Source organism: Stappia sp. MMSF_3263 (genome assembly GCF_030733745.1).
In the GTDB taxonomy this organism is placed as follows: Bacteria; Pseudomonadota; Alphaproteobacteria; order Rhizobiales; family Stappiaceae; genus Stappia.
In genome coordinates, this window is the sequence record NZ_JASHIK010000017.1 from 39,322 (window position 1) to 62,523 (window position 23,202).

General features: G+C 67.8%; 21 protein-coding genes. 5 read left to right on the forward strand and 16 right to left on the reverse strand.

Features of this window, described 5'->3' with window-relative positions; translation table 11 throughout:
- Nucleotides 1–61 precede the first annotated feature (61 nt).
- The 11 genes from RBB46_RS17235 to RBB46_RS17285 all read right to left on the reverse strand — a co-directional run bounded on the left by RBB46_RS17235 (nt 62) and on the right by RBB46_RS17285 (nt 9,006).
- Complete coding sequence (locus RBB46_RS17235) at nt 62–910, reverse strand: fumarylacetoacetate hydrolase family protein (RefSeq protein ID WP_306030251.1); 849 nt, start codon at nt 908–910, stop codon at nt 62–64.
- 105 nt (nt 911–1,015) lie between these two features.
- On the reverse strand, nt 1,016–2,131 hold the full coding sequence (locus tag RBB46_RS17240; protein WP_306030252.1) for a Fic family protein: 1,116 nt from the start codon (nt 2,129–2,131) through the stop codon (nt 1,016–1,018).
- Nucleotides 2,132–2,271: 140 nt separating this feature from the next.
- Entirely contained in the window at nt 2,272–3,351 is a 1,080-nt protein-coding gene (gene paaE, locus RBB46_RS17245; protein WP_306030253.1) for a 1,2-phenylacetyl-CoA epoxidase subunit PaaE, read from the reverse strand.
- A gap of 71 nt (nt 3,352–3,422) precedes the next feature.
- The gene (paaD, locus tag RBB46_RS17250; protein ID WP_306030254.1) at nt 3,423–3,935 is read right to left on the reverse strand and encodes a 1,2-phenylacetyl-CoA epoxidase subunit PaaD; all 513 of its coding nucleotides are present in this window, start codon (nt 3,933–3,935) and stop codon (nt 3,423–3,425) included.
- Nucleotides 3,936–3,937: 2 nt separating this feature from the next.
- Nucleotides 3,938–4,723 carry a 1,2-phenylacetyl-CoA epoxidase subunit PaaC gene (paaC, locus tag RBB46_RS17255; protein ID WP_306030255.1) on the reverse strand — a complete coding sequence of 262 codons (786 nt, stop codon included), beginning with the start codon at nt 4,721–4,723 and terminating at the stop codon, nt 3,938–3,940.
- 17 nt (nt 4,724–4,740) lie between these two features.
- Nucleotides 4,741–5,028 (reverse strand): 1,2-phenylacetyl-CoA epoxidase subunit PaaB, encoded by a 288-nt coding sequence (gene paaB, locus RBB46_RS17260; RefSeq protein WP_306030256.1) that lies wholly within the window; start codon nt 5,026–5,028, stop codon nt 4,741–4,743.
- Nucleotides 5,029–5,041: 13 nt separating this feature from the next.
- On the reverse strand, nt 5,042–5,503 hold the full coding sequence (locus RBB46_RS17265) for a DUF3291 domain-containing protein (RefSeq protein ID WP_306030257.1): 462 nt from the start codon (nt 5,501–5,503) through the stop codon (nt 5,042–5,044).
- A gap of 11 nt (nt 5,504–5,514) precedes the next feature.
- Nucleotides 5,515–6,516: a 1,2-phenylacetyl-CoA epoxidase subunit PaaA gene (paaA, locus tag RBB46_RS17270; RefSeq protein ID WP_306030258.1), complete on the reverse strand. Its 1,002-nt coding sequence runs from the start codon at nt 6,514–6,516 to the stop codon at nt 5,515–5,517.
- A 190-nt stretch (nt 6,517–6,706) separates the two neighbouring features.
- On the reverse strand, nt 6,707–7,624 hold the full coding sequence (locus RBB46_RS17275) for a PaaX family transcriptional regulator C-terminal domain-containing protein (protein ID WP_306030259.1): 918 nt from the start codon (nt 7,622–7,624) through the stop codon (nt 6,707–6,709).
- Nucleotides 7,602–8,513: an allantoinase PuuE gene (gene puuE / locus RBB46_RS17280; protein WP_306030260.1), complete on the reverse strand. Its 912-nt coding sequence runs from the start codon at nt 8,511–8,513 to the stop codon at nt 7,602–7,604. The genes RBB46_RS17275 and puuE overlap by 23 nt, the downstream gene beginning before the upstream one ends.
- Before the next feature lie 112 nt (nt 8,514–8,625).
- Entirely contained in the window at nt 8,626–9,006 is a 381-nt protein-coding gene (locus tag RBB46_RS17285; protein WP_306030261.1) for a hypothetical protein, read from the reverse strand.
- A 480-nt stretch (nt 9,007–9,486) separates the two neighbouring features.
- On the opposite strand from RBB46_RS17285, the gene RBB46_RS17290 reads away from it, so the two are divergent.
- Genes RBB46_RS17290 through RBB46_RS17300 form a run of 3 tightly spaced genes read left to right on the forward strand, consistent with a single transcriptional unit; the run spans nt 9,487 to nt 14,822 of the window.
- Nucleotides 9,487–10,041, forward strand: coding sequence for a PadR family transcriptional regulator (locus tag RBB46_RS17290; RefSeq protein ID WP_306030262.1), 555 nt, complete (start codon nt 9,487–9,489; stop codon nt 10,039–10,041).
- A gap of 24 nt (nt 10,042–10,065) precedes the next feature.
- A complete protein-coding gene (locus RBB46_RS17295; RefSeq protein WP_306030263.1) occupies nt 10,066–11,169 on the forward strand; it encodes an efflux RND transporter periplasmic adaptor subunit in 1,104 nt (367 codons plus the stop codon).
- A complete protein-coding gene (locus RBB46_RS17300; RefSeq protein ID WP_306030264.1) occupies nt 11,166–14,822 on the forward strand; it encodes an efflux RND transporter permease subunit in 3,657 nt (1,218 codons plus the stop codon). The genes RBB46_RS17295 and RBB46_RS17300 overlap by 4 nt, the downstream gene beginning before the upstream one ends.
- An 87-nt stretch (nt 14,823–14,909) precedes the next feature.
- On the opposite strand, the gene RBB46_RS17305 is transcribed toward RBB46_RS17300, so the two are convergent.
- Nucleotides 14,910–15,551: a TIGR00730 family Rossman fold protein gene (locus RBB46_RS17305; RefSeq protein ID WP_306030265.1), complete on the reverse strand. Its 642-nt coding sequence runs from the start codon at nt 15,549–15,551 to the stop codon at nt 14,910–14,912.
- 179 nt (nt 15,552–15,730) lie between these two features.
- Here RBB46_RS17305 and RBB46_RS17310 point away from each other — a divergent pair, with 179 nt between their 5' ends.
- Complete coding sequence (locus tag RBB46_RS17310) at nt 15,731–17,377, forward strand: Ig-like domain-containing protein (RefSeq protein ID WP_306030266.1); 1,647 nt, start codon at nt 15,731–15,733, stop codon at nt 17,375–17,377.
- 428 nt (nt 17,378–17,805) lie between these two features.
- On the opposite strand, the gene RBB46_RS17315 is transcribed toward RBB46_RS17310, so the two are convergent.
- From RBB46_RS17315 to paaG, 4 genes are all read right to left on the reverse strand, one after another.
- Nucleotides 17,806–18,408: a TetR/AcrR family transcriptional regulator gene (locus tag RBB46_RS17315; protein WP_306030267.1), complete on the reverse strand. Its 603-nt coding sequence runs from the start codon at nt 18,406–18,408 to the stop codon at nt 17,806–17,808.
- 84 nt (nt 18,409–18,492) lie between these two features.
- On the reverse strand, nt 18,493–19,803 hold the full coding sequence (gene paaK / locus RBB46_RS17320) for a phenylacetate--CoA ligase PaaK (RefSeq protein WP_306030268.1): 1,311 nt from the start codon (nt 19,801–19,803) through the stop codon (nt 18,493–18,495).
- Nucleotides 19,804–19,883: 80 nt separating this feature from the next.
- The gene (gene paaI, locus RBB46_RS17325; protein ID WP_306030269.1) at nt 19,884–20,351 is read right to left on the reverse strand and encodes a hydroxyphenylacetyl-CoA thioesterase PaaI; all 468 of its coding nucleotides are present in this window, start codon (nt 20,349–20,351) and stop codon (nt 19,884–19,886) included.
- The gene (paaG, locus tag RBB46_RS17330) at nt 20,348–21,199 is read right to left on the reverse strand and encodes a 2-(1,2-epoxy-1,2-dihydrophenyl)acetyl-CoA isomerase PaaG (RefSeq protein ID WP_306030270.1); all 852 of its coding nucleotides are present in this window, start codon (nt 21,197–21,199) and stop codon (nt 20,348–20,350) included. Before paaG ends, paaI begins: the two co-directional genes overlap by 4 nt.
- A 312-nt stretch (nt 21,200–21,511) precedes the next feature.
- Here paaG and paaN point away from each other — a divergent pair, with 312 nt between their 5' ends.
- Nucleotides 21,512–23,173 (forward strand): phenylacetic acid degradation protein PaaN, encoded by a 1,662-nt coding sequence (gene paaN / locus RBB46_RS17335; protein WP_306030271.1) that lies wholly within the window; start codon nt 21,512–21,514, stop codon nt 23,171–23,173.
- Nucleotides 23,174–23,202: the final 29 nt, after the last annotated feature.

The window sequence follows — 23,202 nt, forward strand, 5'->3', positions numbered from 1 at the left end:
ATACGACACATCGACGCCGGCGCGGGCCTCCCGCGCCGGCGTTTTCGTGTCTGTCGCCCGCTCAGCCGGCGGCGCGGACGGCCTGGCGCTGGACGCCGAGCCCCTCGATGCCGAGCTCGAGACGGTCGCCGGCCTTCAGATAGACCGGATCCGGCTTGATCCCCATGCCGACGCCCGGCGGCGTGCCGGTGGAGATGACGTCGCCCGGATGCAGGCTCATCATCTGCGACAGGTAGGAAATCACATGGGCGACACCGTAGATCATGGTCGCCGTGGAGCCCGACTGCATCCGCTTGCCGTTGAGATCGAGATACATGGACAGCGCCTGCGGATAGGCGACCTCGTCGCGGGTGACGAGCCAGGGTCCGAGCGGGCCGAACGTGTCGGCCGACTTGCCCTTGGTCCACTGCCCGGCCCGCTTGGTCTGGAAGTCGCGCTCGGACACATCGTTGGCAACGCAATAGCCGGCGACATGGGAGAGCGCATCGGCCTCCGACACGTATTTGGCATGGCGGCCGATGACCACGGCAAGCTCCACCTCCCAGTCGGTGGCGACCGACCCGCGCGGCAATTCGATGCCGTCATCGGGACCGCAGATCGCCGAGGTCGCCTTCATGAAGACGATGGGCTCGGGCGGCACGGCAAGGCCGGCCTCCGCCGCGTGATCGGAATAGTTGAGGCCGATGCAGATGAACTTGCCGACATGGCCGACGCAGGGGCCGAGGCGCTGGTCGCCCGCAACCAGCGGCAGGGAGGCGGGATCGAGCGCGGCGATGCGGGCGAGCCCCTCGTCGGAGAGCGCCGCGCCGGCGACATCGTCGACATGGGCGGAGAGATCGCGGATGCGGCCGTCGGCATCGACCAGGCCGGGACGCTCGGAGCCGGCGGGTCCGTAACGGACGAGTTTCATGGAGGTCCTCCCTTTGGGGTGTCGCGCGATCCGGGAATCGCTTTTTGCGGTGGGTGTCGTGATCTTAGGCATTGGCAGGCAATGAGCAATCGCTGCCAAGGACCATCATTCACCGACCAGGCCGGCGAGCGAATAACTGGTCGAGCGACCGCCGCCGGGATCGCGCACGAGGATGCCGCGGGCGAGAAGGTCGTTGATGTCGCGCAGCGCCGTGTCGGGCGAGACCTTCGCCAGCCTTGCCCATTTCGACGAGGTGAGCTTGCCCTCGAAACCGTCGAGCAACCGGTTGACGACCTTGCGCTGGCGCTCGCTCAGGGGTTCGCCCGCCATCGCTTCCCAGAACCGCGCCTTGCGCAGCACCTCGGCGAGGCTGTCGGCCGCTCCGGCGATGGCCTGGTCGAGACTGTCGAGGAACCAGAGCAGCCAGGGAGTGACGTCGAGATCGCCCTTCTGGGTGGCCTCAAGGATGGCGTAATAGGCCTTGCGGTCCTGCCGGATCCGCGCCGACAGGCTGTAGAAGCGCTGCGGGCTCTCTTCGGAGCGGGCCAGCATCATGTCAGCAATGGCGCGGGCGATGCGACCGTTGCCGTCGTCGAAAGGGTGGATGGTGACGAACCACAGATGCGCCAGCGCCGCCTTGAGGACGGGATCGAGGGGCGTTGCCGCGTTGAACCAGTCGAGAAAGGCGGCCATCTCGACGGCAAGGCGGTCGGCGGGCGGAGCCTCGAAATGCACCTTTTCGCGCCCGAAGGCGCCGGAAACGACCTGCATCGGTCCGGCCTGCGCGCCGCGCCAGGCGCCGACCGCGATCCTGGTCATGCCGCTGCGCCCGGTCGGGAACAGCGCCGCATGCCAGGCGAACAGGCGCTCGTCGTCGAGCGGCGCGGAAAAGCGCTGCGTCGCGTCGAGCATCATTTCCACCACGCCCTCGACATTGCGGTCGACAGGCGCGAGACCGCCGATATCGAGACCGAGACGGCGGGCGATGGAGGAGCGGACCTGCGATTTCTCCAGAATCTCGCCCTCGATCTCGCTGGACTTGATCACCTCGGCGGTGAGGCTTTGCAGGGTCGCCTCGGCGCGCAGGTCGAAGCCGAGCGTGTCCATGCGCCCAAGCAACCGCCCCTGCCGGTGACGGACGGCGGCAAGCCGCGTGGCGACGGTGTCGCGGTCCCAGCGAAAGACCGGCCAGGTATCGAGCTGATGGATATAGGTCGGCATTCTCCGCACTCCTTGCGGAGAATATAGACGTCATTCGCCGCAAGACCAAGGCCATTCGCCGCAAATCATGCGGAGAATGGAGGGGCCAATCTCCGCAACGCTCCCGCTTGCCCGGCCCTATGAAACCTTGCAGGCGGCCCTCACATCGCGTCGAAGTCGAGCACCACGGTGTCGGTGACGGGACGCGACTGGCAGGTGAGGACGAAACCCGCCTCGACCTCCCAGGGCTCCAGCGAATAGTTGACCGCCATGTCGACCTCGCCGGCCTCTACCTTGGCCCGGCAGGTGCAGCACATGCCGCCCTTGCAGGAGAACGGCGCCTCGACGCCGGCACGGATCGCGGCATCGATGATCGTCTCGCCTGCGGCGACAGGAACGGCAACGCGGGCGCCGTCGATGATCAGCTCGGCGCGCGCTTCGTGGCGGGTGTCGGCATCCGCATGGGCGGGCTTGGCCGCATGCGGGGCGGAGCCGTCGGCGGGGGTGAAGAACTCGCGATGGATGCGGGCCTCGTCGACGCCGAGTTCCTTCAGCGTCGCGGTCGCCGCCTCGATCATCTCGCCGGGACCGCAGAGGAAGAGCGCGTCCGCCTCGCGCGCCGGCACGACATGGGTAAGCAGGGTGGCGAGCTTGTCGCGGTCGAGACGGCCCGAGAGGATCTCGACGTCCTGGGTCTCGCGCGAGAGGACGTGGAAAACGCCGAAGCGGGTCGGGAAGAGGTCCTTCAGGTCCTCGATCTCTTCCTTGAAGATGATCGTCTGGGCGCTGCGGTTGCCATAGAAGAGGAAGAATTCGCTTTCCGGTTCGCGGGTCAGCACCGTGCGGATCATGGCGAGCACCGGGGTGATGCCGGAGCCGGCGGCGATGGCGACGAGGCTGCGCCGCCCGCCCTCATGCGCCGGCAGCAGGAAGCGGCCGGACGGGGTCATCACGTCGATCTCGTCGCCGGCGGCAACATTCTCGTTGGCGAAGGCGGAGAAGACGCCGCCGTCGATCTTCTTCACCGCGACGCGCAGCTCGCCGTCATCCTCGCCGGCGCAGATCGAATAGGAGCGGCGCACCTCGGCGCCGTCGATGACGGCGCGCAGGGTGAGATACTGTCCGGCGGAGAAACGGTAGGCATCGCGCAAAGCCTCCGGCACGTCGAAGGAAATCGAGACGGCCTCGGGCGTCTCGCGCTTCACGTCCTTGACCTTGAGCGCGTGGAATCGCGGCGACATGCGGTTATCTCCCTCAGATGCGGGTCTCGTTCGCCCGCCGGGCCGGCCGGTTGCGCCCGGCGGCACCTGTGTCAGTGGCACTTGAAATAGTCGAAAGGCTCGGCGCAGGCACGGCAGCGCCACAGCGCCTTGCAGGCGGTCGAGCCGAACTCGGAGACCTTTTCCGTGTCGAGCGAAGCGCAGCGCGGACAGGCGACGTCGTCGTCGCCGAACAGCGCCCGGCGCGAGGCCTTGCCCGCAGGAGGGGCAATGCCGTAGGCGCGCAGCTTCTCGCGCGCCTCGGCGCTCAGCCAATCGGTGGTCCAGGCCGGCGACAGGACGGTGTTGATGCGCACCCTGTCGAAGCCGGCGGCGGCAAGCGCCGTCTCGATGTCCATGGTGAAGACGGCCATGGCCGGGCAGCCCGTATAGGTCGGGGTGATGTCCACCTCGAGCGTGCCGTCGAGGCCCATGCGCACGTCGCGCAGCACGCCGAGGTCGCCGATGGTGAGCACCGGGACTTCCGGATCGGGCACCTCGGCGGCAACCTGGAAGGCCCGCCGGCAGGCGTTTTCCGCATCGAGATCGACGAGCCGCGCACCCATCGTCACCACCTCATGCCCGGGTAAGCGCGCTGCATGTACTGCATCTCGGTGAGGAGATGGCCGAAACCTTCCGAATGAAGGCCGGAGCGGCCGCCGGTCTGGAACCAGCCCTCAGGGGGAAGCGTCAGGGTCGCCTCGTCGAACACCTGGCGCAGGGTGGCGCGCCACTCCTCGCGCAGGCTCTCCGGGTCGACGGCGATGCCGGCGGCAACCAGACGGGAAACCAGATCGTCCGCCTCGAACAGCTCGCCGGTGTAGGGCCACAGGATGTCGACCGCCTCCTGGGCGCGGGCATGGCTTTCCACCGTGCCGTCGCCGAGGCGGATGGTCCACTCGGCCGAGTGGCGCACGTGGTAGGTCGCTTCCTTCTCGGCCTTGGCGGCGATGGCGGCGAGCGTTGCGTCCTGCGAGGCCATCAGCTTGCGCCAGAAGGGCAGCATGAAGGCGGAGAAGAAGAGCTGGCGCAGGATGGTCTGGGCGAAGTCGCCGTTCGGCTGCTCGACCAGCAGGCAGTTGCCGAACTCGCGTTCCTTGCGCAGGAAGCAGAGCTGGTCCTCGTTGCGGCCCTTGCCCTCGATCTCGGCGGCATGGGTGTAGAGGGCACGGGCCTGGCCGATATGGTCGAGGGCGATATTGGCAAGGCCGATATCCTCCTCGAGCGTCGGGGCGTGGCCGCACCATTCGCCCAGACGCTGGCCGAGAATGGCGGCATCGTCGGCAAGGCGCAGGGCATAGGCGAAGAGATCGCCCTTGAGGTCGGTTGCGGCGATGGTGTCGCTGGCGGTCATGTCGCTCCCCATCCCGCTCACATGTTCCCGACTTCTTCGGGGATCTCGTAGAAGGTCGGATGACGGTAGATTTTCGAGGCGGTCGGCTCGAACATCTCCTCCTTCTCCGAAGGATCGGAGGCGACAATGGCGGCGGACGGCACCACCCAGATGGAAACGCCCTCGCCGCGCCGGGTGTAGACATCGCGCGCCGCCTGCAGCGCCATCTCCTCGTCGGCCGCATGCACCGAGCCGCAATGGCGATGCGCCATGCCGGTGCGCGAGCGGATGAAGACTTCCCAGAGCGGCGTGTTCTTCTCGGTCATTGCTGTGTCCTCCTCAGGAGTGGCGCGCTTCCAGCCAGCGCTCGATATGCGGCAGGCCGTCCCAGCCAAAGGCGTGGTCGCTGTCGCCGTGTCGCCGCAGGTGGCCGAGCCGCCCGAATGCTTCTTCCATCGTCGGCCGGTGCCCTTCCGGCACGAGCCACATCACGAAATGGGGCCTGCCGAGATCCGCGAACCAATGTTCGCGCATGTCGTAGACCTGCCTGTGAACCGTGTTGCGGACGTAGTTCTCAAGGTCCGCGACCGTTTTCCAGAGCGACAGGTTGGCGATCACCTCATCGTCCCCGTCGCGCGGCAGAGCGGCGGCATCCGCTCCGGTCGCCACATAGCGCCAGACGAACCCCGGACTGCGGTCCGCCGCGGCGTTGACGCGGTCGAAACTGTTGACGAAACCGGCCATGCGCGGGCTGTCGATCCGGTGGCGCGGCTTCGAGATGTTGAACTGGGCGACGTGCACCGCCTTGCCCCCTATTCGGCGGCGTGGCGCGCGGCCTCGCGGCGGTCGCGGCGCTTCTGCGCATGGGCAAGGGCCGCCTCGCGCACCCAGGCGCCGGCCTCATGCGCCTTGCGCCGCGCGGCGAGACGCTCGCGGTTGCACGGACCGTTGCCGGCGATGACCCGGGAGAACTCCTCCCAGTCGATCTCGCCATATTCCCAGTGGCCGGTTTCCTCGTTGAGCTTGAGGTCCGGATCGGGAAGCGTCAGGCCGAGGTAATGGGCCTGCGGCACGGTCGCATCGACGAACTTCTGGCGCAGCTCGTCATTGGTGAAGCGCTTGATCTTCCAGGCCATGGACTGGGCGGAGTGCTTCGAATCCGTGTCGGAGGGGCCGAACATCATCAGCGAGGGCCACCACCAGCGGTTCAGCGCGTCCTGCACCATCTCCTTCTGCTCCTCGGAGGAGCGGCACATCTCCAGCAGCAGCTCGTAGCCCTGGCGCTGGTGGAAGCTCTCTTCCTTGCAGACGCGGATCATGGCGCGCGAATAGGGCCCGTAGGAACAGCGGCAGAGCGGGATCTGGTTCATGATCGCCGCGCCGTCGACGAGCCAGCCGATGGCGCCGATATCGGCCCAGGTCGGCGTCGGGTAGTTGAAGATCGAGGAGTATTTCGCCTTGCCCGACAGAAGCTGGCCGGTCAACTCCTCGCGCGAGACGCCGAGCGTCTCGGCGGCGGAATAGAGGTAGAGGCCGTGACCGCCCTCGTCCTGCACCTTGGCGAGCAAGGCCGCCTTGCGCTTCAGGGTCGGGGCGCGGGTGATCCAGTTGCCCTCGGGCAGCATGCCGACAATCTCGGAATGGGCGTGCTGGGAAATCTGGCGGACGAGCGTCTTGCGATAGCTCTCCGGCATCCAGTCATTGGGCTCGATCTTGTCTTCCGCATCGACACGCGCCTGGAAGGCGGCAAGACGCTCGGCGTCCTCGATCGCGGACGTCTCCGTGTCGCGGGCGTTCAGTGCCTGGGTGTACATGCGCAAGACCCTCCCTCGGTTGCCCTTGCGGACCATATGGGGCCCACCGGCGGCGCGGCCACTCCCCTCGCCCGGAAGCCGGCCTCATCATGACAGGCATGATACGTGACGATATTTTATAGTTCAAGATAATTTCGTCACACGTTGCGACGCGAAAGAGCGATTGCGGGCGCGCGCCGGGATGTCCGGGTCAGGTGAAGCGCAGCGTCTCGACAGCGTCGGCGGCGGGCATCGCCCCGTCGCGGGCGCGGGCATGGGCGGCGATCCAGGCCTCGGCGCCGGGGCGCAGGGCTCCGTAAAGGCGGGCGGCGAGCGCGTTGGCCGCATGGCCCGGCCAGTCGGCGGGCAGCAGCGCGCGCGGCAGAAGCGGATCGCGCAGGATCAGGCGCCGATAGTCGTGGATGAGCAGGATGCGGGCGACGATGGCCGCCTCGCCCGACAGTCGTTCACCGGTGGCAAGCGCCTCGGCCAGCGGCGCATGAGCGGCGACGAAGGCGCGGTAGCGGGCGGCGAGCGGGGCAAGGTCGAAGGCGCGCTCGACCAGTTCCTCCTGCGAGCCGGAGAGCAGCGAGGCGGCAAGCGTGACGATGCCGTTGCCGGCGGCATTTCCGGGAAGCTCGGCGCTAGATGGCGTGCCGAGCAGGATGCCGGGGCCGAGCTGGCCGTAGCCGGCGGCCAGGGCAGCGCCGCGCAGGGCGGCGCGGGCATCGCCCTCGGGCAGCACAAGGACGCGCAGTTCCGGCGTCTCGTCGTCTCCTGCCGCCGGAGCGAGCCGATAGACGCGCGCCAGCGCCGGGCCGAAGGCGCGGCGGCCCTCGCCCGAGAGCGCGCAATAGCTGAGCCGGCCGACCTTGACCCGGTCGAGCCAGCCGTCGCGGGCAAGGCGGGAGAGCGCGGCGCGCACGGCCGGCGCGTCGATGCGCATCAGGCCGAGCAGGTCCGACAGGGTGCCGGCCCAGACCTCGCCGCCGCGCGGGACGACGACATCGCCGAAGATGGTGACGATCAGCGACCAGACGCGCAGCGGCTGCGTCGCGTGCAGCCGCTCGACGAGGGCCTCGACGTGTTCCGCCGCGGCGCCCGCCTCAACCGGCGGCGTGGTGGGCATGCCAGTGCCAGGCGATGTCGATGCGCCGGGCCACCCAGACCTTCTCGTGCGAGGCGACATAGTCGAGGAAGCGGGCGAGCGCGGCGGCGCGCCCCGGACGGCCGACGAGACGGCAATGCAGGCCGATGTTCATCATCTTCGCCGCGCCCGCCTCGCCTTCCGCGTAGAGCGTGTCGAACGTGTCCTTCAGGTAGGTGAAGAACTGGTCGCCCGAGTTGAAGCCCTGCGGCGTGGCGAAGCGCATGTCGTTGGTGTCGAGCGTATAGGGAATGACGAGATGCGGTCCGGCCGGGCCTTCGACCCAATAGGGAAGATCGTCGGCGTAGCTGTCGGAATCATAGAGGAAACCGCCCTCCTCCATGACAAGGTCGCGGGTGTGCTCGGAGGAGCGCCCCGTGTACCAGCCGAGCGGACGCGAGCCGGTCACCTCCTCGTGGATGCGGATCGCCTCGTCCATGTGGCGGCGCTCGTCGTCGCGGGAGAAGTCCTTGTACTCGATCCACTTGAGGCCGTGCGAGGCGATCTCCCAACCGGCCTCGTTCATCGCCGCGACCGCGTCCGGGTTGCGCTGCAGCGCGGTTGCGACGCCGTAGACGGTGACCGGCATGGCGCGTTCGGTGAACATCCGCCACAGGCGCCAGAAGCCGGCGCGCGAGCCGTATTCGTAGATCGATTCCATGTTCATGTGGCGCTGGCGCGTCCAGGGCGCGGCGCCGACGATCTCGGACAGGAAGGCTTCCGAGTGGCTGTCGCCGTGGAGAACGCAGTTCTCGCCGCCTTCCTCGTAGTTGAGAACGAACTGGACGGCGACATTCGCCTCGTTCGGCCATTGGGGATCAGGCGTCTCGCGCCCGTAGCCGATCAGGTCACGCGGATAGGTGTCGCTCATGGAGGATCGTCCCGTGGAGTGGGCCAAGGCCCGCTGCCGGGCCGCTCATGGCTGCGAGGAAACCCAAAACCGCGCGCCGATGCAAGCACTTCGCACCCGGTGGGCCAACCGGTCAGGGACGTGGGCGGGCGGGAACGGCCACAAGGGCCGGCGCAAGCGGCCGGGAATGACGAGAACGACCGCCGCCGCCGGAACGGCTATCGCCGGAAGGAAGCGCCATGATCGCGGCGCCCATGGCGGCCGAGCACAGCGTGATCATCAGCCCGAACAGCAGCACAAGGGCGGGCAGCCACGGCTGTTCGGAAGCCAGCATGAGGCTGCGCAGGTGGCCCGTGTCGAACCACAGCAAGCCGCCCAGCACGAGGACGGCGACAAAGGCACCGATCAGCCAGTTGATCGCGAGCAGCCGGAAAAACGGCGAGGCAAGAAGCCACGCGATGCCGCGCAGGCGCTCGGGTCGCGTCCCGGTTCCCTCGTCCAAGCTCTCGTTCATATGCCGATCCACCATAAATTTTCCGGATGCCGCGCGAATTTCCGCGCCGGCGCCCTTTCCGGCTCCTCTCGACCAGGAAGCCTGAAAGGCAAGATGGGGCGCGGCGGCAACGATGTCGACGCGGTGGATTGGCGCAGGCTGGCCAAATGCCCCATGAAAAATTCAGCAAGGCGCGAAAAATTCATGCTTCGTGCTTGTGCGTACCCGACCTCCCCCTATATAAGGCGGAAGTATATCGGACCGATATATAATACAATTCGAAACTAGCTGCGCCCGCAGCCGCCGATGACGCCGCAGGTCATTGCCCGCAAGAGGCCGACCGCCATGCTGCCCGCGACGGCCAGGAAATGCGCAAGCGATATCGGTCCAGCCAGGCGAAAAAGACAAGAAGAGCCAGCACGAAAAAAAACGGCGACCGTGGCCCATCCGCGGCGAACCCGTTGCTGGCGACATCCCGGCGAGGGCGGAAAGGCCAAGAACATGAGCGTGAGAACACTGTGCCTAGCGATTCTGAACTTTGGCGACGCGACAGGCTATGAGATCCGCAAACTCTCGACCGAAGGCAAGTACAGCTATTTCGTCGATGCCAGCTTCGGCTCGATCTACCCGGCGCTTGCGCGGCTGGAGGCGGAAGGCCTCGTTACCGTGCGCGAGGAGATCCAGAGCGGCAAGCCGGCGCGCAAGGTCTATTCCATCACCGAGGCCGGCCGGACCGAGTTCGTGCGCGCGCTCAGCGAGCCGCCCGGCCCCGACATCTACCGCTCGCCCTTCCTGCTCGTTGCCATGTGCGCCGAGATGGTGGGAAGCGACGTCATCCGCAAGGCCATCGACGCACGCCTTTCGCATCTGCGCGAGGAGCTGGAGAAGCTCGACATGATCTGCAACGAGCCCTGCGACCGCCGTCCCGCAACCGGCTTCATCCTCGATTACGGGCGCCACTGCATGGCTGAGGACATCCGCTTCCTGGAAGCCAACCGCACGCGCCTTGAAACCATCGCAAGCGGCCTCACCCCCCTGCCCCAGGCAGCCGAGTGAGCCGAAAGCCCGGAGACTGACCGAATGAAGATCCGCTTCTCCCACATTCTCGCCGTTGGCATCACTGCCGCCGTCGCGGGCTGGATGTGGACCGGAACCTATGTGGAAGGCGGCCGGGCCGACGCCGCCAACGCCCAGCCGCCGCTCTCCGAGCAACGCGAAGAGGCCGACAAGACGCTGTTCAAGGTGTCGGTGCGCCAGATGTCGGCCGAGCCGCGCCGGTCGATGCTGGTGATCCGCGGACGCACGGAAGCCGACGCCAAGGTCGAAGTGCGGGCGGAGACCGACGGACGGGTCGCCGAGCGCCGGGTGAACGAAGGCGAGCGCGCGGCGAAGGGCGACGTCCTTTGCGTGCTCGACAAGGGCGCGCGCGAGGCAAAGGTGCTGGAAACCAAGGCACAGCTCGCCCAGGCCGAACTGGACCACACCGCCGCCTCGCAGCTCAAGGACAAGGGCTTCACCGCCCAGACCCGCGTCGCCGCGCTGAAGGCGGCGATGGACGCGGCCAAGGCCCGCCTCGAGGAGAACGAGCTGGAGCTGTCGCGCACGATCATCAAGGCGCCGATCTCCGGCGTCGTCGAGAGCCCGATGGTCAAGACCGGCACGGTGCTGGCGGTCGGCGGCATCTGCGCCACGATCATCGACGCCGACCCGATCCTGGCGATCGGCCAGGTGTCGGAGCGCGACATCGGCAAGCTGGAACTCGGCCAGCAGGCCGAGGTGGAACTGGTGACCGGCGACACAGCCACGGGCGCGATCCGCTACATCGCGCCGGCCGCGGACCCGGCCACGCGCACGTTCCGCGTCGAGGTCGAGATCGACAACAAGGACGGCGCCATTCGCGACGGCATCACCGCCACCGCGCGGGTGCCCTTGAGCGAACAGCAGGCGCACCGGCTGAGCTCCGGCGTGCTGACGCTGGACGATGCCGGCACGCTGGGCGTGCGCGCCGTCGATGAGGAAAACAAGGTCGTCTTCCACCCGGTCAAGGTGCTGGGCGGCGACACCGACGGGCTCTGGGTTTCCGGACTGCCCGAGACGCTCAGGCTGATCACCGCCGGGCAGGACTACGTGACCGAGGGACAGACGGTCGAGCCGGTGGTGACCATGGTGGAGGCCAAGCAATGATTTCCATGCTCGAAGGCGTTCTGCGCCGACCGAGAACCGTTCTCACGTTGATGGTCGTCATGGTCGCCGCAGGCGTCATGGCCTATATCGGCGTGCCGAAAGAGGCCGACCCGGACATCGACATCCCGGTGTTCTACGTCTCGGTGAGCCAGCAGGGCATTTCGCCCGAGGACGCCGAGCGCCTGCTGGCGCGGCCGATGGAAACGGCTTTGCGCGGCCTCGACGGCCTGAAGGAGATCACCACGATCTCCGCCGAGAGCCATCTGGGCGTGATCCTCGAGTTCGATATCGACTTCGACAAGGACAAGGCGCTCGCCGATGTCCGCGACAAGGTCGACCAGGCCAAGGCGGAACTGCCCGCCGAGGCCGAGGAACCGACCATCGTCGAGACCAATTTCGCGCTGCAGCCGACGATCTTCGTGGCGCTGTCGGGCGAGGTGCCCGAGCGCACGCTCTACCGCCACGCAAGGCGGCTGAAGGACCAGGTCGAGGCGGTGCCGACCGTGCTGTCGGCGGATCTTTCCGGTCACCGGGAGGAACTGCTCGAGGTCGTCATCGACGCGATGAAGCTGGAATCCTACCAGGTGACCCAGCAGGAGCTGCTGACCTCGCTATCGCAGAACAACCAGCTGGTGCCGGCCGGCTTCCTCGACAACGGCCGGGGCCGCTTCAACGTCAAGGTGCCCGGCCTCGTCGAGACCGCGGAGGATGTCTACTCGCTGCCGATCAAGCAGAGCGGCGAAGGCGTCGTCACGCTCGGCGATATTGCCGAGGTCCACCGCACCTTCAAGGACGCGGAGACCTATACCCGCGTCAACGGCCACCCGGCGATCACCCTCAACGTGGTGAAGCGCAAGGGCACCAACATCATCGAGAACAACGCCGCCGTGCGCGAGGTGGTCGAGACCGCGACCAAGGACTGGCCGTCCTCGATCCGCATCGACTACATCCTCGACAAGTCGGAAAGCATCTTCGAGATCCTCGGCTCGCTGCAGTCGTCGATCCTGACCGCGATCTTCCTGGTGATGATCCTGGTGGTCTGGGCGCTCGGACCGAAATCGGCGATCCTCGTCGGCATCTCGATCCCGGCCTCCTTCATGGTCGGCTTCCTGATCCTGTCGGCGATCGGCATGACCGTGAACACGATGGTGATGTTCGGCCTGGTGCTGACCGTCGGCATGCTGGTCGACGGCGCCATCGTCATGGTCGAGTACGCGGACCGCAAGATCGCCGAGGGCATGGAGGCGCAGGAAGCCTATATCCGCGCCTCGAAGCTGATGTTCTGGCCGATCGTCTCGTCGACGGCGACGACGCTCGCCGCGTTCCTGCCGATGCTGCTGTGGCCGGGCGTCGCCGGCGAGTTCATGAGCTACCTGCCGATCATGGTGATCATCGTGCTGTCGGCCTCGCTGCTGACGGCGCTCGTCTTCCTGCCGGCAACCGGTGCCGTCCTGTCGGGCATGATCTCGTGGACGGGCCGCAACGCGGAGTGGATCCTCGCCGGCATGATCGGCCTTGGCGTAGCGGTGGCGGTATCGGGTGCGGGCGGCGCCCTGCCCTTTGCCGTGCCGGCGGCCATGCTGGTCCCGCTCGGGGTCGTGCTCGGCCTCGTCGTCGGCGTCCTTGCCCATCGCGCTCTTTCACCGCTGGTGCGCATGTCGCGCCGGCGCGCCGAGCGCATGGCGGAGCAGGAGCAGGCGGAAGCCAAGCTGTTGTCGGCGGGCGAGCAGTTCGACGCCAACAAGGTGGGCGGGGCGACCGGCGTCTATGTGCGGCTGCTGCGCTTTTGCGCCGGCACACCGCTCGGCAACGTCGTGACCCTCGTCGCGCTGGTGGTCCTGTCCGGCGGCATCTTCGCCTACTTCATGCAGAACGCGCAGGGCGTCGAGTTCTTCGTCGAGGAGGAGCCGCCATCGGCTGTCGTGCTGGTCTCCGCACGCGGCAACTTCTCGGCCCGCGAGGCACTCGATCTCGTCGACGACGTGGAACGCGAGGTGCTTCAGGTCGCCGGCATCAAGAATGTCGTCATGGCGGTGACCACGGCGGGCGGCTCGACCGGCGGCGGAATGCTGGGCGGCGCCCAGGACAAGCCGGCGGACGTGATCGCCGAGCTCAATATCGAGCTTGCCGACTATTGCTGCCGGCGCAAGGCGGAGGACATCTTCGCCGAGATCCGCGAACGCACGGCACCGCTGCCGGGCATCAAGGTGGAAGTGCGCAAGATCGAGGGCGGCCCGCCGACCGGCAAGGACGTCCGGCTGCAGATCACCTCGACCAGCTATGACGACCTGACCGCGGCGGTCGCGAAGGTGCGCAATCATCTCGACACGATGAGCGGCCTGCAGGACCACGAGGACAGCCGGCCACTGCCCGGCATCGAATGGCAGATCTCCATCGACCGCGAGCAGGCGGGCCGGTTCCAGGCCGGCATCGGCTCTGTCGGCTCGATGGTGCAGCTCGTCACCAACGGCGTGCTGATCGGCAAGTACCGGCCGGACGATTCCGAGGACGAGGTGGACATTCGCGTCCGCCTGCCCGAGGCGGAGCGCACGCTCGACCGGTTCGACTCGTTGCGCCTCCAGACACCGCTCGGCCAGGTGCCGCTTTCCAACTTCATCGACCGGGCGCCGCAGCAGAAGGTGACCTCGATCACCCGCCGCGACGGGCTCTATGCGATGGACGTGAAGGCGAACATCATCCCGACCGAGACCATCACCACGGCGGAGGGCGTGACACGGCCGCTGACGCCGGACGACAAGGTGCAGGAGTTGCAGGCCTGGCTCGACACGCAGAGCTGGCCGGACAACATCTTCCTCAAGTTCCGCGGCGCGGACGAGGACCAGAAGGAGTCCGGCGAGTTCCTGATGAAGGCGATGGTCGGATCGCTGTTCCTGATGTTCATCATCCTGGTGACGCAGTTCAACAGCTTCTACCAGAGCTTCCTCACCCTCTCGACGGTGGTCATGTCGGTGTTCGGCGTGCTGCTCGGCATGGCGCTGACGGGGCAGAAGTTCTCGATCATCATGACGGGAACGGGCGTCGTCGCGCTGGCGGGCATCGTCGTCAACAACGCGATCGTGCTGATCGACACCTACAACCGGTTCCGTGAGGACGGGATCGAGCCGGTGGAAGCCGTGCTCAAGACCTCGGCCCAGCGTATCCGGCCGGTGCTCCTGACCACGACGACCACCATCGCCGGCCTGATCCCGATGGCGACGCAGATCAATTTCGACTTCTTCGAAAGGGTCATCGCCAAGGGATCGATCACCGCCGTGTGGTGGGTGCAGCTGTCGACCGCGATCATCTCGGGGCTGGCCTTCGCCACGATCCTGACGCTGATCGTCATCCCGACCATGCTGGCACTGCCGACGGTGTGGGGCGCGACCGCCCGAAGGGCCGGATCGTTCCTGGCTCATCTGTGGTACGTGGTCCGGGCTTATCTGGCCAAAAAGCTGTTCGGGCGGCACCTGGTGGTGCCGGCGCGGGCGGCGACTGCGGGCACTGCACCGGGCACACGCGAAACCCCCGCCGCCCCGGCAACACCGGCTTCGGCCGCCTTCGGCGCACCGGGGACTGCCACCGTCACCTCGATCGGGCCGCGCAAGGATCCGCCGAGGATCCCGCCGGACACGCTGCCCCAGGCAGCCGAATGACATGAAAAGGGCCCGCAGGCGAAACCTGCGGGCCCTTTTTGCTGGGCGAGACCAGCGCCTTGCAGGCGCGGGCTCCAGGCCTTCCGATCAGAGCTTTTCGAGATCGGCGACGCCCGCTTCCGTTGCCCCCTCGCCTGCACCGGCCGGCCGGTGCAGGGCGGGAAGGATCTCGGCGACGCTGTTGGCGACCCGGTAATCGACCTCGAAACCGGCGCGAATGAACCCTTCGCCGCGCATGTGCGCGAGCAGGTCGACCAGCGGCCGCCAGAAGCCGCCGATATCGGCGAGCACCACCGGCTTGCAGTGCTGGCCGAGCTGGCCCCAGGTCAGCATCTCCACAACCTCCTCAAGCGTGCCGATGCCGCCGGGCAGCGCGACGAAACCGTCGGCGCGCTCGAACATCGTCCGCTTGCGCTCGTGCATGTCGCTGGTGACGACGAGTTCGCTGACCTCCTGCATCATCACCTCGCGCTCCTCCAGGAAGGCGGGAATGACGCCGGTGACGTGGCCGCCGGCCTCCAGCGCGGCATTCGCGACCGCGCCCATCAGGCCGAGGGAGCCGCCGCCGTAGACGAGGCCGATTCCCTCTGCCGCGAGCATACGGCCGAGCCCGGTGGCGGCCTGCATATAGGCGGGATCGACGCCCTCGCCGGTGCCGCAATAGACGCAGACGGATTTCAGGCGAGGAGCGGTGGCTTCGTCGCCGCGAGGAAGATCGGGTTTTGTCATGAGGCTAGATGTGCAACCGGCATCGCGCCGGGTCAAGCCGTCGCGGCGCCGACAGGCGGGGAGCGGCCCCCGCTTGCTTGCCGGCTCGGGCTTTAGCGTATAACCATTCTGTGGAATTTCGGGGCGACTGGCACATATTCTGAGCCAGTGGGGAGAATCGCGGGGAGCGCAGGGTCTTCATGACGCGGAAACTGGTCATCCAACTGCTCGTTCTGGCAGGCGTCGTCGGCGCCGGCGGGCTCGGCTACATGTTCTGGCAGCGGGCGAACATGACGCCCGGCGAGAGCGTGCAGGCACCGGGCGAAACCGCCACCCCCTCGGGCGGCGAGAGCGTACAGGCGCCCGGCAGCGATGCGCCGGCCGCCGGAACCGCGACGGAGACCACCGCCCCCGCGCCGACCGGCGAAGGCGACAAGGAGCAGGCGACGGCGGATGCCGGCAAGGTCCCCAGTTTCGACCTGATGCGCGTCGAGAAGGACGGCTCGGCCGTCGTCGCGGGCCAGTCCGAGGCCGGCGCCATCGTGGCGCTGCTTTCCAACGGCAAGGTCGTGGGCAAGGGCATTGCCAACGCCTCGGGCGAATTCGCCATCGTTCTCGACGAACCGCTCGCCCCCGGCGCCCATGCTGTGACGCTGGAAACCCGCGACCAGAGCGGCGCGACGCTTGGCGCGTCCACCCAGTCGATGGCCGTCTCCGTGCCCGAGACCGCCGATGGCGACGTGCTGGTCATGCTGAACGAGCCGGGCGCGCCCTCGCAGGTGTTGCAGAAGCCGCAGATCGCCGATGTCGGCGCACCGGCGGGCGGCGCAACGCCCCAGGGCGGGACGAGCCAGGGCGACGGCACAACGATTGTCGCCGATGCCGGCCCCAATGCCGGCGGCGATGCGCAGTCCACGGCACCGATGGCGAGCCCCACGCAGGACGCAGCCGCGACGGCGGACGGGAGCGATACCGCCACGACCGCGCAGGCGGGTGCGCCGGCAACGGACCAGCCGGCAACCGACACGCAGACGGCCGATGCCCCGACGGGCGGCACCGGGCCCGACGACACGCAGACGGCCAGCAACCCGGCAACCGGCAACCCGGCAGGCACTGCTCCGGCTTCCGGAACGACGGCAACGCAGACAGCCGATGCCGGTGCGCAGGACAGGCCGGCGACCTCCGGCGCAGCGCCCGCGGGCGCAAGCGGCACCGCGACAGCAACGGCCAGCGACACGCCTTCCCCCGCCGATACTCCCTCCGCCATCGCCAAGGCACCCGGCGAAGGCACGGGCGGCGCGGCAGTTCCCGTCACGGTCGAGGCGGTGGAGACGGAGAAGGACAAGGTCTTCGTCGCCGGCGCGGGCGAGCCCAACAGCGACGTTCGCGTCTATGTCGACAACAAGCTTGTCGGCGAGGCAAAGACCGATTCCGGCGGCCGCTGGCTGCTGGAAACGCAGGGCGAGGTGAAGCCGGGCGAAGTCGCCGTGCGGGTCGACCAGGTGAAGCCGGGCGACGGCGCCGTCGTGGCGCGGGCCGAGGTCACCTTCGAGAAGGAGGCCGATGCCGTGGTCCTGCGCCCGGTCGCGCTGAGCGGCACGGCGGGGGGCGGGTCGGGCGACAGCGCCAGCACCGGCACGCGGGCGATCCCCAGCATCATCATCCGCACCGGCGACAACCTGTGGACCATCTCGCAGCGCCGCTATGGCGAGGGCGTGCGCTACACGACGATCTACCAGGCCAACAAGGACCAGATCCGCAATCCGGACCTGATCTATCCGGGCCAGGTGTTCATGATGCCGGAAGGCGACCGCAACTGGCCGGCAGCCCCCTCCTCCGGCGGCTGAGGCACGAACCGGCCCATTCCTCGCCGGACCGGACTTTTGCGCCTGTTGCGGCCGGTTTCAATCACCGCCCTCCGCTCGGCGGTCGCATAATGGTCCGCTGACGCCATCGAACCCGGTACGGGATCATGAACGGTGCGGCGCCCCGCTGCCGCCGTCGTTCGCGAAACGCGTCACGTCCGCAGCGACCGCCCTACCCTTCACGCCTGCCGGGGTTACCAATGGATCCCCGCGCGGAGGCGGGGATGACACCTGAGTGCGAGGCATGCGCCGTGCGCGTGCGCTCGATGCCGGGATGAGTGAGGCCTGAGTGGGAGGCATGCGCCCTGCGCCGCTGGCAGTGCGGGAGATGACGCCCGAGTTGGGGGCATGCGCCCGCGTGTCGTTGGCAACATTGGGGGATGACGCTGGAGCGGGTGTCCGGTTCGCCGTCAGGCCGACAGCGAGCGGGCGCCGTCGAGAATGAGGCGCGTGGCGATGCGGGCATAGTCGGCGCGGCTGACCGGGCCGCCGTCGCGGAACCACAGATAGTGCCAATTGACCATGCCGAAGAGGCTCATGGTGACCGGCTTGAGCAGCACCGACCCGTCGGCGGCAAGCGCCGGCACGGCATCGGTGAGCGCGCCGGCAAAGAGCGCGACGAGACGACGTTCGCGCTCCTTCAGCTCCTCCTGCTGGGCAGGGGGAAGGCGCTTCATCTCGTTGATCTGGATCTTGTGCTCGGCATTGGCGTCGCGATAGGCGTCAAGCAGCGCCGAGACGCAGGCAAGCAGCCGCTGCTCACCCGAAAGACCGGGCGCCACCGCCTCCTCCACCGCCTCGATCAGCTCGTCGAGATGGTCGCGGATGATGTCGAAGAGCAGCGCGTCCTTGTTGGCGTAATAGTGATAGAGCAACGCCTTGGAGACGCCGCAGCCGGTGGCGATCTGGTTCATCGAGGAGCGGTCGAAACCCTGCTCGGCAAAGAGCTCCGCCGACGTCTTCAGGATCGCCTTGCGCTTGTCATCGTAGTCCTCGGCGCGCGGGCGTGCCATGTCTCGAAATCCCCTCGTCGGAACCACCGCGAGCCCGTGCCCGCGGCGGAAAATCGCATTCTGTGTCGGTGGCCGGCCTGCCTATCAGTCCTTCGGCCGGTTGTCGACGACGCGCTTCGCCTTGCCCATGGAGCGCTCCAGGGCACCCGGATCGGCCACCGCGACACGCGCGCTGACGCCGATCACGTTCTTCAGATGCGCCTTCAGCTCGGCGGCGGAAGCCGCCCGCTGCGCATCGTCGGCATGGGAGGAAAGCGCCTCGACGTGGACGGTCATTTCGTCCATCCGGCCCTTGCGTGTCAATTCCACCTGGTAATGCGGCGAAAGGCCGTCGATGCGGAACAGCTGTTCCTCGATCTGCGTCGGGAAGACGTTGACGCCGCGCACGATCATCATGTCGTCGGAGCGGCCCGTCACCTTCTCCATGCGGCGCATGGAGCGCGCCGTGCCCGGCAGCAGGCGGGTGAGATCGCGGGTGCGGTAGCGAATGACTGGCATCGCCTCCTTGGTCAGCGAGGTGAAGACGAGTTCGCCCATCTCGCCGTCAGGCAGCACCTCGCCCGTGACCGGGTCGATGATCTCGGGATAGAAGTGATCCTCCCAGATGTGCAACCCGTCCTTGGTCTCGACGCATTCATTGGCAACGCCCGGCCCCATCACCTCGGAGAGGCCGTAGATGTCGACCGCGTGCATGTCGAAGGCCTGCTCGATCTCCTCGCGCATGGCATTGGTCCAGGGCTCCGCGCCGAAGACGCCGATCCGGATCGAGGAGGAACGCGGGTCGATGCCGCGCGCCTTGTACTCGTCGAGGATGGCCAGCATGTAGGATGGCGTCACCATGATGACATCGGGCTTGAAGTCCTCGATCAGGGTGACCTGGCGCTCGGTCATGCCGCCGGAGATCGGCACGACCGTCATGCCGAGCTCCTCCGCGCCGTAGTGGGCGCCAAGGCCGCCGGTGAAGAGGCCGTAGCCATAGGCGACGTGGCAGATCATGCCGGCGCGCGCGCCGGCGGCACGCAGAGAGCGGGCCATCACCGTCGACCAGGTGCTGATGTCGTTCTTGGTGTAGCCGACCACGGTCGGCTTGCCGGTCGTGCCCGACGACCCGTGCACCCGCACCACCTGTTCGCGCGGCACGGCGAAAAGGCCGAACGGATAGTTGTCGCGCAGGGTCTGCTTGTGGGTGAAGGGGAATTTCGCCAGGTCCGCCAGCGTCCGGATATCATCGGGATGGACGCCGGCCTCGTCGAAGCTCTTGCGGTAGTGGGCGACGTTCTCGTAGGCATGACGGACCGACCATTGCAGCCTGCCCAGCTGAAGCGCCGAAATTTCGTCGCGGGACGCGGTTTCGATGGGGTCGAGGTCGCCCGGCTTGGGTGCCAGATCGAGCATGGATATCCTCCCGGATGATGCGCGCGGCCGCTTTGCGGGCCGCTTCTTGCCGTTCATGTGAAACCGGAAACGCCGTTGCCCTAACCGGCAGGCAGCAACGTTCCCTTGATGGTGCGGGAATTGCCCCGGAACTCGGCCAGCACCTCGCCGGCGCCGTTGGTGACGGTGACATCGGTGATGCCCGAACGCCCCTCGCGCCAGCGCTCCACGGCCGTTGCCACCAGACGCTCGCCGAGACGGCCGGGACGCAGGAAGGAGACCGCGCAATGGCTCGCGACGGTGTTCTGGTTGTGACTGTTGCAGGCGAAGGCGAAGGCGCTGTCGGCGAGCGTGAAGAGGAAGCCGCCATGGCAGATGCCGTGGCCATTGACCATCGCCTCGGTGACCGTCATGGCGATGACGGCGCGGCCCGAGACGACCTCGACGATCTCCATGCCGAGCCCCTGGCTTGCCTTGTCGCCGGCCCACATGGCCTCGGCGCAGGCGCGCGCCAGATCGTCCGGGGTCATGTCCGGGGCGCCGCCCGGCGTGATATCCGCAGCGCTCATGCATCGTCTCCCGGTGCGTGTCCTGCCGGCGGGCGGCCGGTGAAGGCAGGCGCGCGCTTGCCCATGAAGGCGGCAACGCCTTCCGCGTAGTCGGGCGAGCGGCCGGCAAGGCCCTGAAGGTCGCGCTCAAGGTCGAGCTGCGTGTCGAGGTCGTTTTCCGACGAGGCTTCCAGTGCCTGCTTGATCAGGCCGAGACCGAAGGTCGGCGCGGCGGCGAGCTCGCCGGCGAGACGGCGGGCCTCGGTCATCAGTTCGGCATCGGGGACCGCCTTCCAGATCATGCCCCAGCTTTCCGCCTGTTCGGCCGGAACCGGCGTTGCCAGCATGGCGAGCGCCTTGGCCCGGGCCAGGCCGACCAGGCGCGGCAGCGACCAGGTGCCGCCGCTGTCGGGCACAAGGCCGATCTTCGAGAACGCCTGGATGAACTTCGCCGATTGCGCAGCGAGCACGATGTCGCAGGCGAGCGCGATATTGGCCCCGGCACCGGCGGCAACGCCGTTGACCGCGCAGACCACGGGCTTTTGCAGCGCCTTGAGGCGACGCAGCAACGGATTGTAGTTGGCCTCGATGGTGCGAGTGAGATCCGGCGGCGCATCGCCCGGCGCCGTCACCCGATCGCCGAGATCCTGCCCGGCGCAGAAGCCACGCCCGGCGCCGGTAATGAGCAGGCAGCGGATGTCCGGATCGCGCTCGGCCGCGTCCAGCGCCTCGCGCAGGGCGGCGTGCATCGCCTCGTTGAAGGAATTGAGCTTGTCCGGCCGGTTCAGCGTGACGATCAGCACGCCACCGTCGCGCTCGACCAGAACCGGCGGCTCCCCGCCTTGTGCCGCAGAAGTCTCGGTTTGCATGCGCCCTCCCCGTCGCGCCGTTCCGTCTTGCCCCGCCTGGCGGCGGAGCGCGGAACCGGTCGCCTCGTGATTTTTCACTTGACTGACCAACCGGTCGGTTAATTATTATGATCGTCAATCGGGCGCTGTCAATCGCGCCGCGACCAACAAACCGCCCCGCCCTCGCCGGGCCCCCGGGAACAGGCCGGGTGCCACGCATCGCAGGAGGCGGGCAAACAAAGGCGGCGCGTCCGCCGGGAGGACTGCCGGCAGCCCCGGACACGGGAGGCATGCAGGCGTAAGGCCCGGTCCGCGCGCCACAGGGAGACAGGCATGGCCGGATTTTTCGACAGGCACAAGGCGACCCTCGACAAGGCGGTGGAGACGATCCGCAGCCGCGGCTACTGGTCGGCCTACCCGGAAATTCCGTCCGGCAAGGTCTATGGCGAGACCGCCAAGGAGGATGGAGAAGCCGCGTTCAAGGCGCTTGTCGGACAGCCGTTCGAGCTGGATCAGCCGACGAGCGGCGGGCGCACCGGCCACGAAATCAGCCCCTACGGCCTCGACCTTGGCATCTCCTACCCTGCGATCACGCCGGACATGGCGGTGGCGGCGGCGAAGGACGCCATGCGCGGCTGGGCCCGGGCGACGCCGGAGGCACGCGCCGGCGTGTGCCTGGAAATCCTCGCGCGGATCAACGCGCAGAGCTTCCTCTTCGCCCATGCGGTGATGCACACGTCCGGCCAGGCCTTCATGATGGCCTTCCAGGCTGGCGGCCCGCATGCGCAGGACCGCGGTCTTGAAGCCGTCGCCTATGCCTATGACGAGATGAGCCGCATCCCCGACCATGTGCGCTGGGAAAAGCCGCAAGGGCCGAAGGATCCGCTCGTCCTCGACAAGCAGTTCCGCATCGTCCCGCGCGGGCCGGCGCTGGTGATCGGCTGCGCCACCTTCCCCACCTGGAACAGCTATCCGGGCCTCTTCGCAAGCCTTGCCACCGGCAATCCGGTGATCGTCAAGCCGCATCCGGGCGCGATCCTGCCGCTGGCGCTGACGGTGAGGATCGGCCGCGAGGTGCTCGCCGAGGCCGGTTTCGACCCGAACGTGCTGCTGCTTGCCGCCGACACGGCGGAAGCGCCCGTCACCAAGGAGTTGGCGACCCATCCGGATGTCGCCATCATCGACTTCACCGGCTCGCCCGCCTTCGGCGCCTGGGTGCGCGAGAACGCCAAGGGCAAGCTGGTCTACACGGAAGAGGCCGGGGTCAACTCGATCGTCGTCACCGGCACGGAGTCGCTGCGCGGCATGGCTGGCAACATCGCCTTCTCGCTGTCGCTCTATTCCGGCCAGATGTGCACCGCGCCGCAGAACATCTACGTGCCGCGCGAAGGCATCGAGACGGACGAGGGGCACAAATCCTTCGACGAGGTGGCCGGCGCGATCCGGACCGCGATGGACAAGCTGCTTGGCGATCCGCAGCGCGCCGCCGGCGTGCTCGGCGCGGTGCAGAGCGATGCAACGCTCAAGCGCGTCGCGGACGCGCACAAGCTCGGCACGGTGCTGCGCGAGAGCAGCACAGTCGAGGGCATGGACGGAGCGCGCTCGGCAACGCCGCTGATGCTCACGGTCGACGCGAGGGACGAGGCCGCCTATCTGGAGGAGCGCTTCGGCCCGATCAGCTTCGTCATCGCCACCGACGGGAGCGACGATGCCATCGCCAGGGCCTCGGCCTCGGCGAAGACGAAAGGCGCGATCACGGCGGCGCTCTACGCGACGCGGGAAGACGTGATCGACAAGGCGGCGGATGCCTTCGCCGATGCGGGCGTCGCGCTTTCCGTCAACCTGACCGGCGGCATCTTCGTCAACCAGTCCGCTGCCTTCTCCGACTATCACGTCACCGGAGCGAACCCGGCCGGCAATGCCTGTCTGTGCGACAGCGCGTTCGTCGCCAACCGCTTCCGCGTGGCCGCGATGCGCCGCCCGGTCGCGGCGTAGGTCGGGCGGGGGCATGTCCCCCGCCGCCG

What these genes read in the sequence shown, in the direction of transcription:
- RBB46_RS17235 (WP_306030251.1), bottom strand. Translation starts at nt 910, where the DNA reads ATGAAACTCGTCCGTTACGGACCCGCCGGCTCCGAGCGTCCCGGCCTG.
- RBB46_RS17240 (WP_306030252.1), bottom strand. Translation starts at nt 2,131, where the DNA reads ATGCCGACCTATATCCATCAGCTCGATACCTGGCCGGTCTTTCGCTGG.
- paaE (WP_306030253.1), bottom strand. Translation starts at nt 3,351, where the DNA reads ATGTCGCCGCGATTCCACGCGCTCAAGGTCAAGGACGTGAAGCGCGAG.
- paaD (WP_306030254.1), bottom strand. Translation starts at nt 3,935, where the DNA reads ATGGGTGCGCGGCTCGTCGATCTCGATGCGGAAAACGCCTGCCGGCGG.
- paaC (WP_306030255.1), bottom strand. Translation starts at nt 4,723, where the DNA reads ATGACCGCCAGCGACACCATCGCCGCAACCGACCTCAAGGGCGATCTC.
- paaB (WP_306030256.1), bottom strand. Translation starts at nt 5,028, where the DNA reads ATGACCGAGAAGAACACGCCGCTCTGGGAAGTCTTCATCCGCTCGCGC.
- paaA (WP_306030258.1), bottom strand. Translation starts at nt 6,516, where the DNA reads ATGTACACCCAGGCACTGAACGCCCGCGACACGGAGACGTCCGCGATC.
- RBB46_RS17275 (WP_306030259.1), bottom strand. Translation starts at nt 7,624, where the DNA reads ATGCCCACCACGCCGCCGGTTGAGGCGGGCGCCGCGGCGGAACACGTC.
- puuE (WP_306030260.1), bottom strand. Translation starts at nt 8,513, where the DNA reads ATGAGCGACACCTATCCGCGTGACCTGATCGGCTACGGGCGCGAGACG.
- RBB46_RS17285 (WP_306030261.1), bottom strand. Translation starts at nt 9,006, where the DNA reads ATGAACGAGAGCTTGGACGAGGGAACCGGGACGCGACCCGAGCGCCTG.
- RBB46_RS17290 (WP_306030262.1), top strand. Translation starts at nt 9,487, where the DNA reads ATGAGCGTGAGAACACTGTGCCTAGCGATTCTGAACTTTGGCGACGCG.
- RBB46_RS17295 (WP_306030263.1), top strand. Translation starts at nt 10,066, where the DNA reads ATGAAGATCCGCTTCTCCCACATTCTCGCCGTTGGCATCACTGCCGCC.
- RBB46_RS17300 (WP_306030264.1), top strand. Translation starts at nt 11,166, where the DNA reads ATGATTTCCATGCTCGAAGGCGTTCTGCGCCGACCGAGAACCGTTCTC.
- RBB46_RS17305 (WP_306030265.1), bottom strand. Translation starts at nt 15,551, where the DNA reads ATGACAAAACCCGATCTTCCTCGCGGCGACGAAGCCACCGCTCCTCGC.
- RBB46_RS17310 (WP_306030266.1), top strand. Translation starts at nt 15,731, where the DNA reads ATGACGCGGAAACTGGTCATCCAACTGCTCGTTCTGGCAGGCGTCGTC.
- RBB46_RS17315 (WP_306030267.1), bottom strand. Translation starts at nt 18,408, where the DNA reads ATGGCACGCCCGCGCGCCGAGGACTACGATGACAAGCGCAAGGCGATC.
- paaK (WP_306030268.1), bottom strand. Translation starts at nt 19,803, where the DNA reads ATGCTCGATCTGGCACCCAAGCCGGGCGACCTCGACCCCATCGAAACC.
- paaI (WP_306030269.1), bottom strand. Translation starts at nt 20,351, where the DNA reads ATGAGCGCTGCGGATATCACGCCGGGCGGCGCCCCGGACATGACCCCG.
- paaG (WP_306030270.1), bottom strand. Translation starts at nt 21,199, where the DNA reads ATGCAAACCGAGACTTCTGCGGCACAAGGCGGGGAGCCGCCGGTTCTG.
- paaN (WP_306030271.1), top strand. Translation starts at nt 21,512, where the DNA reads ATGGCCGGATTTTTCGACAGGCACAAGGCGACCCTCGACAAGGCGGTG.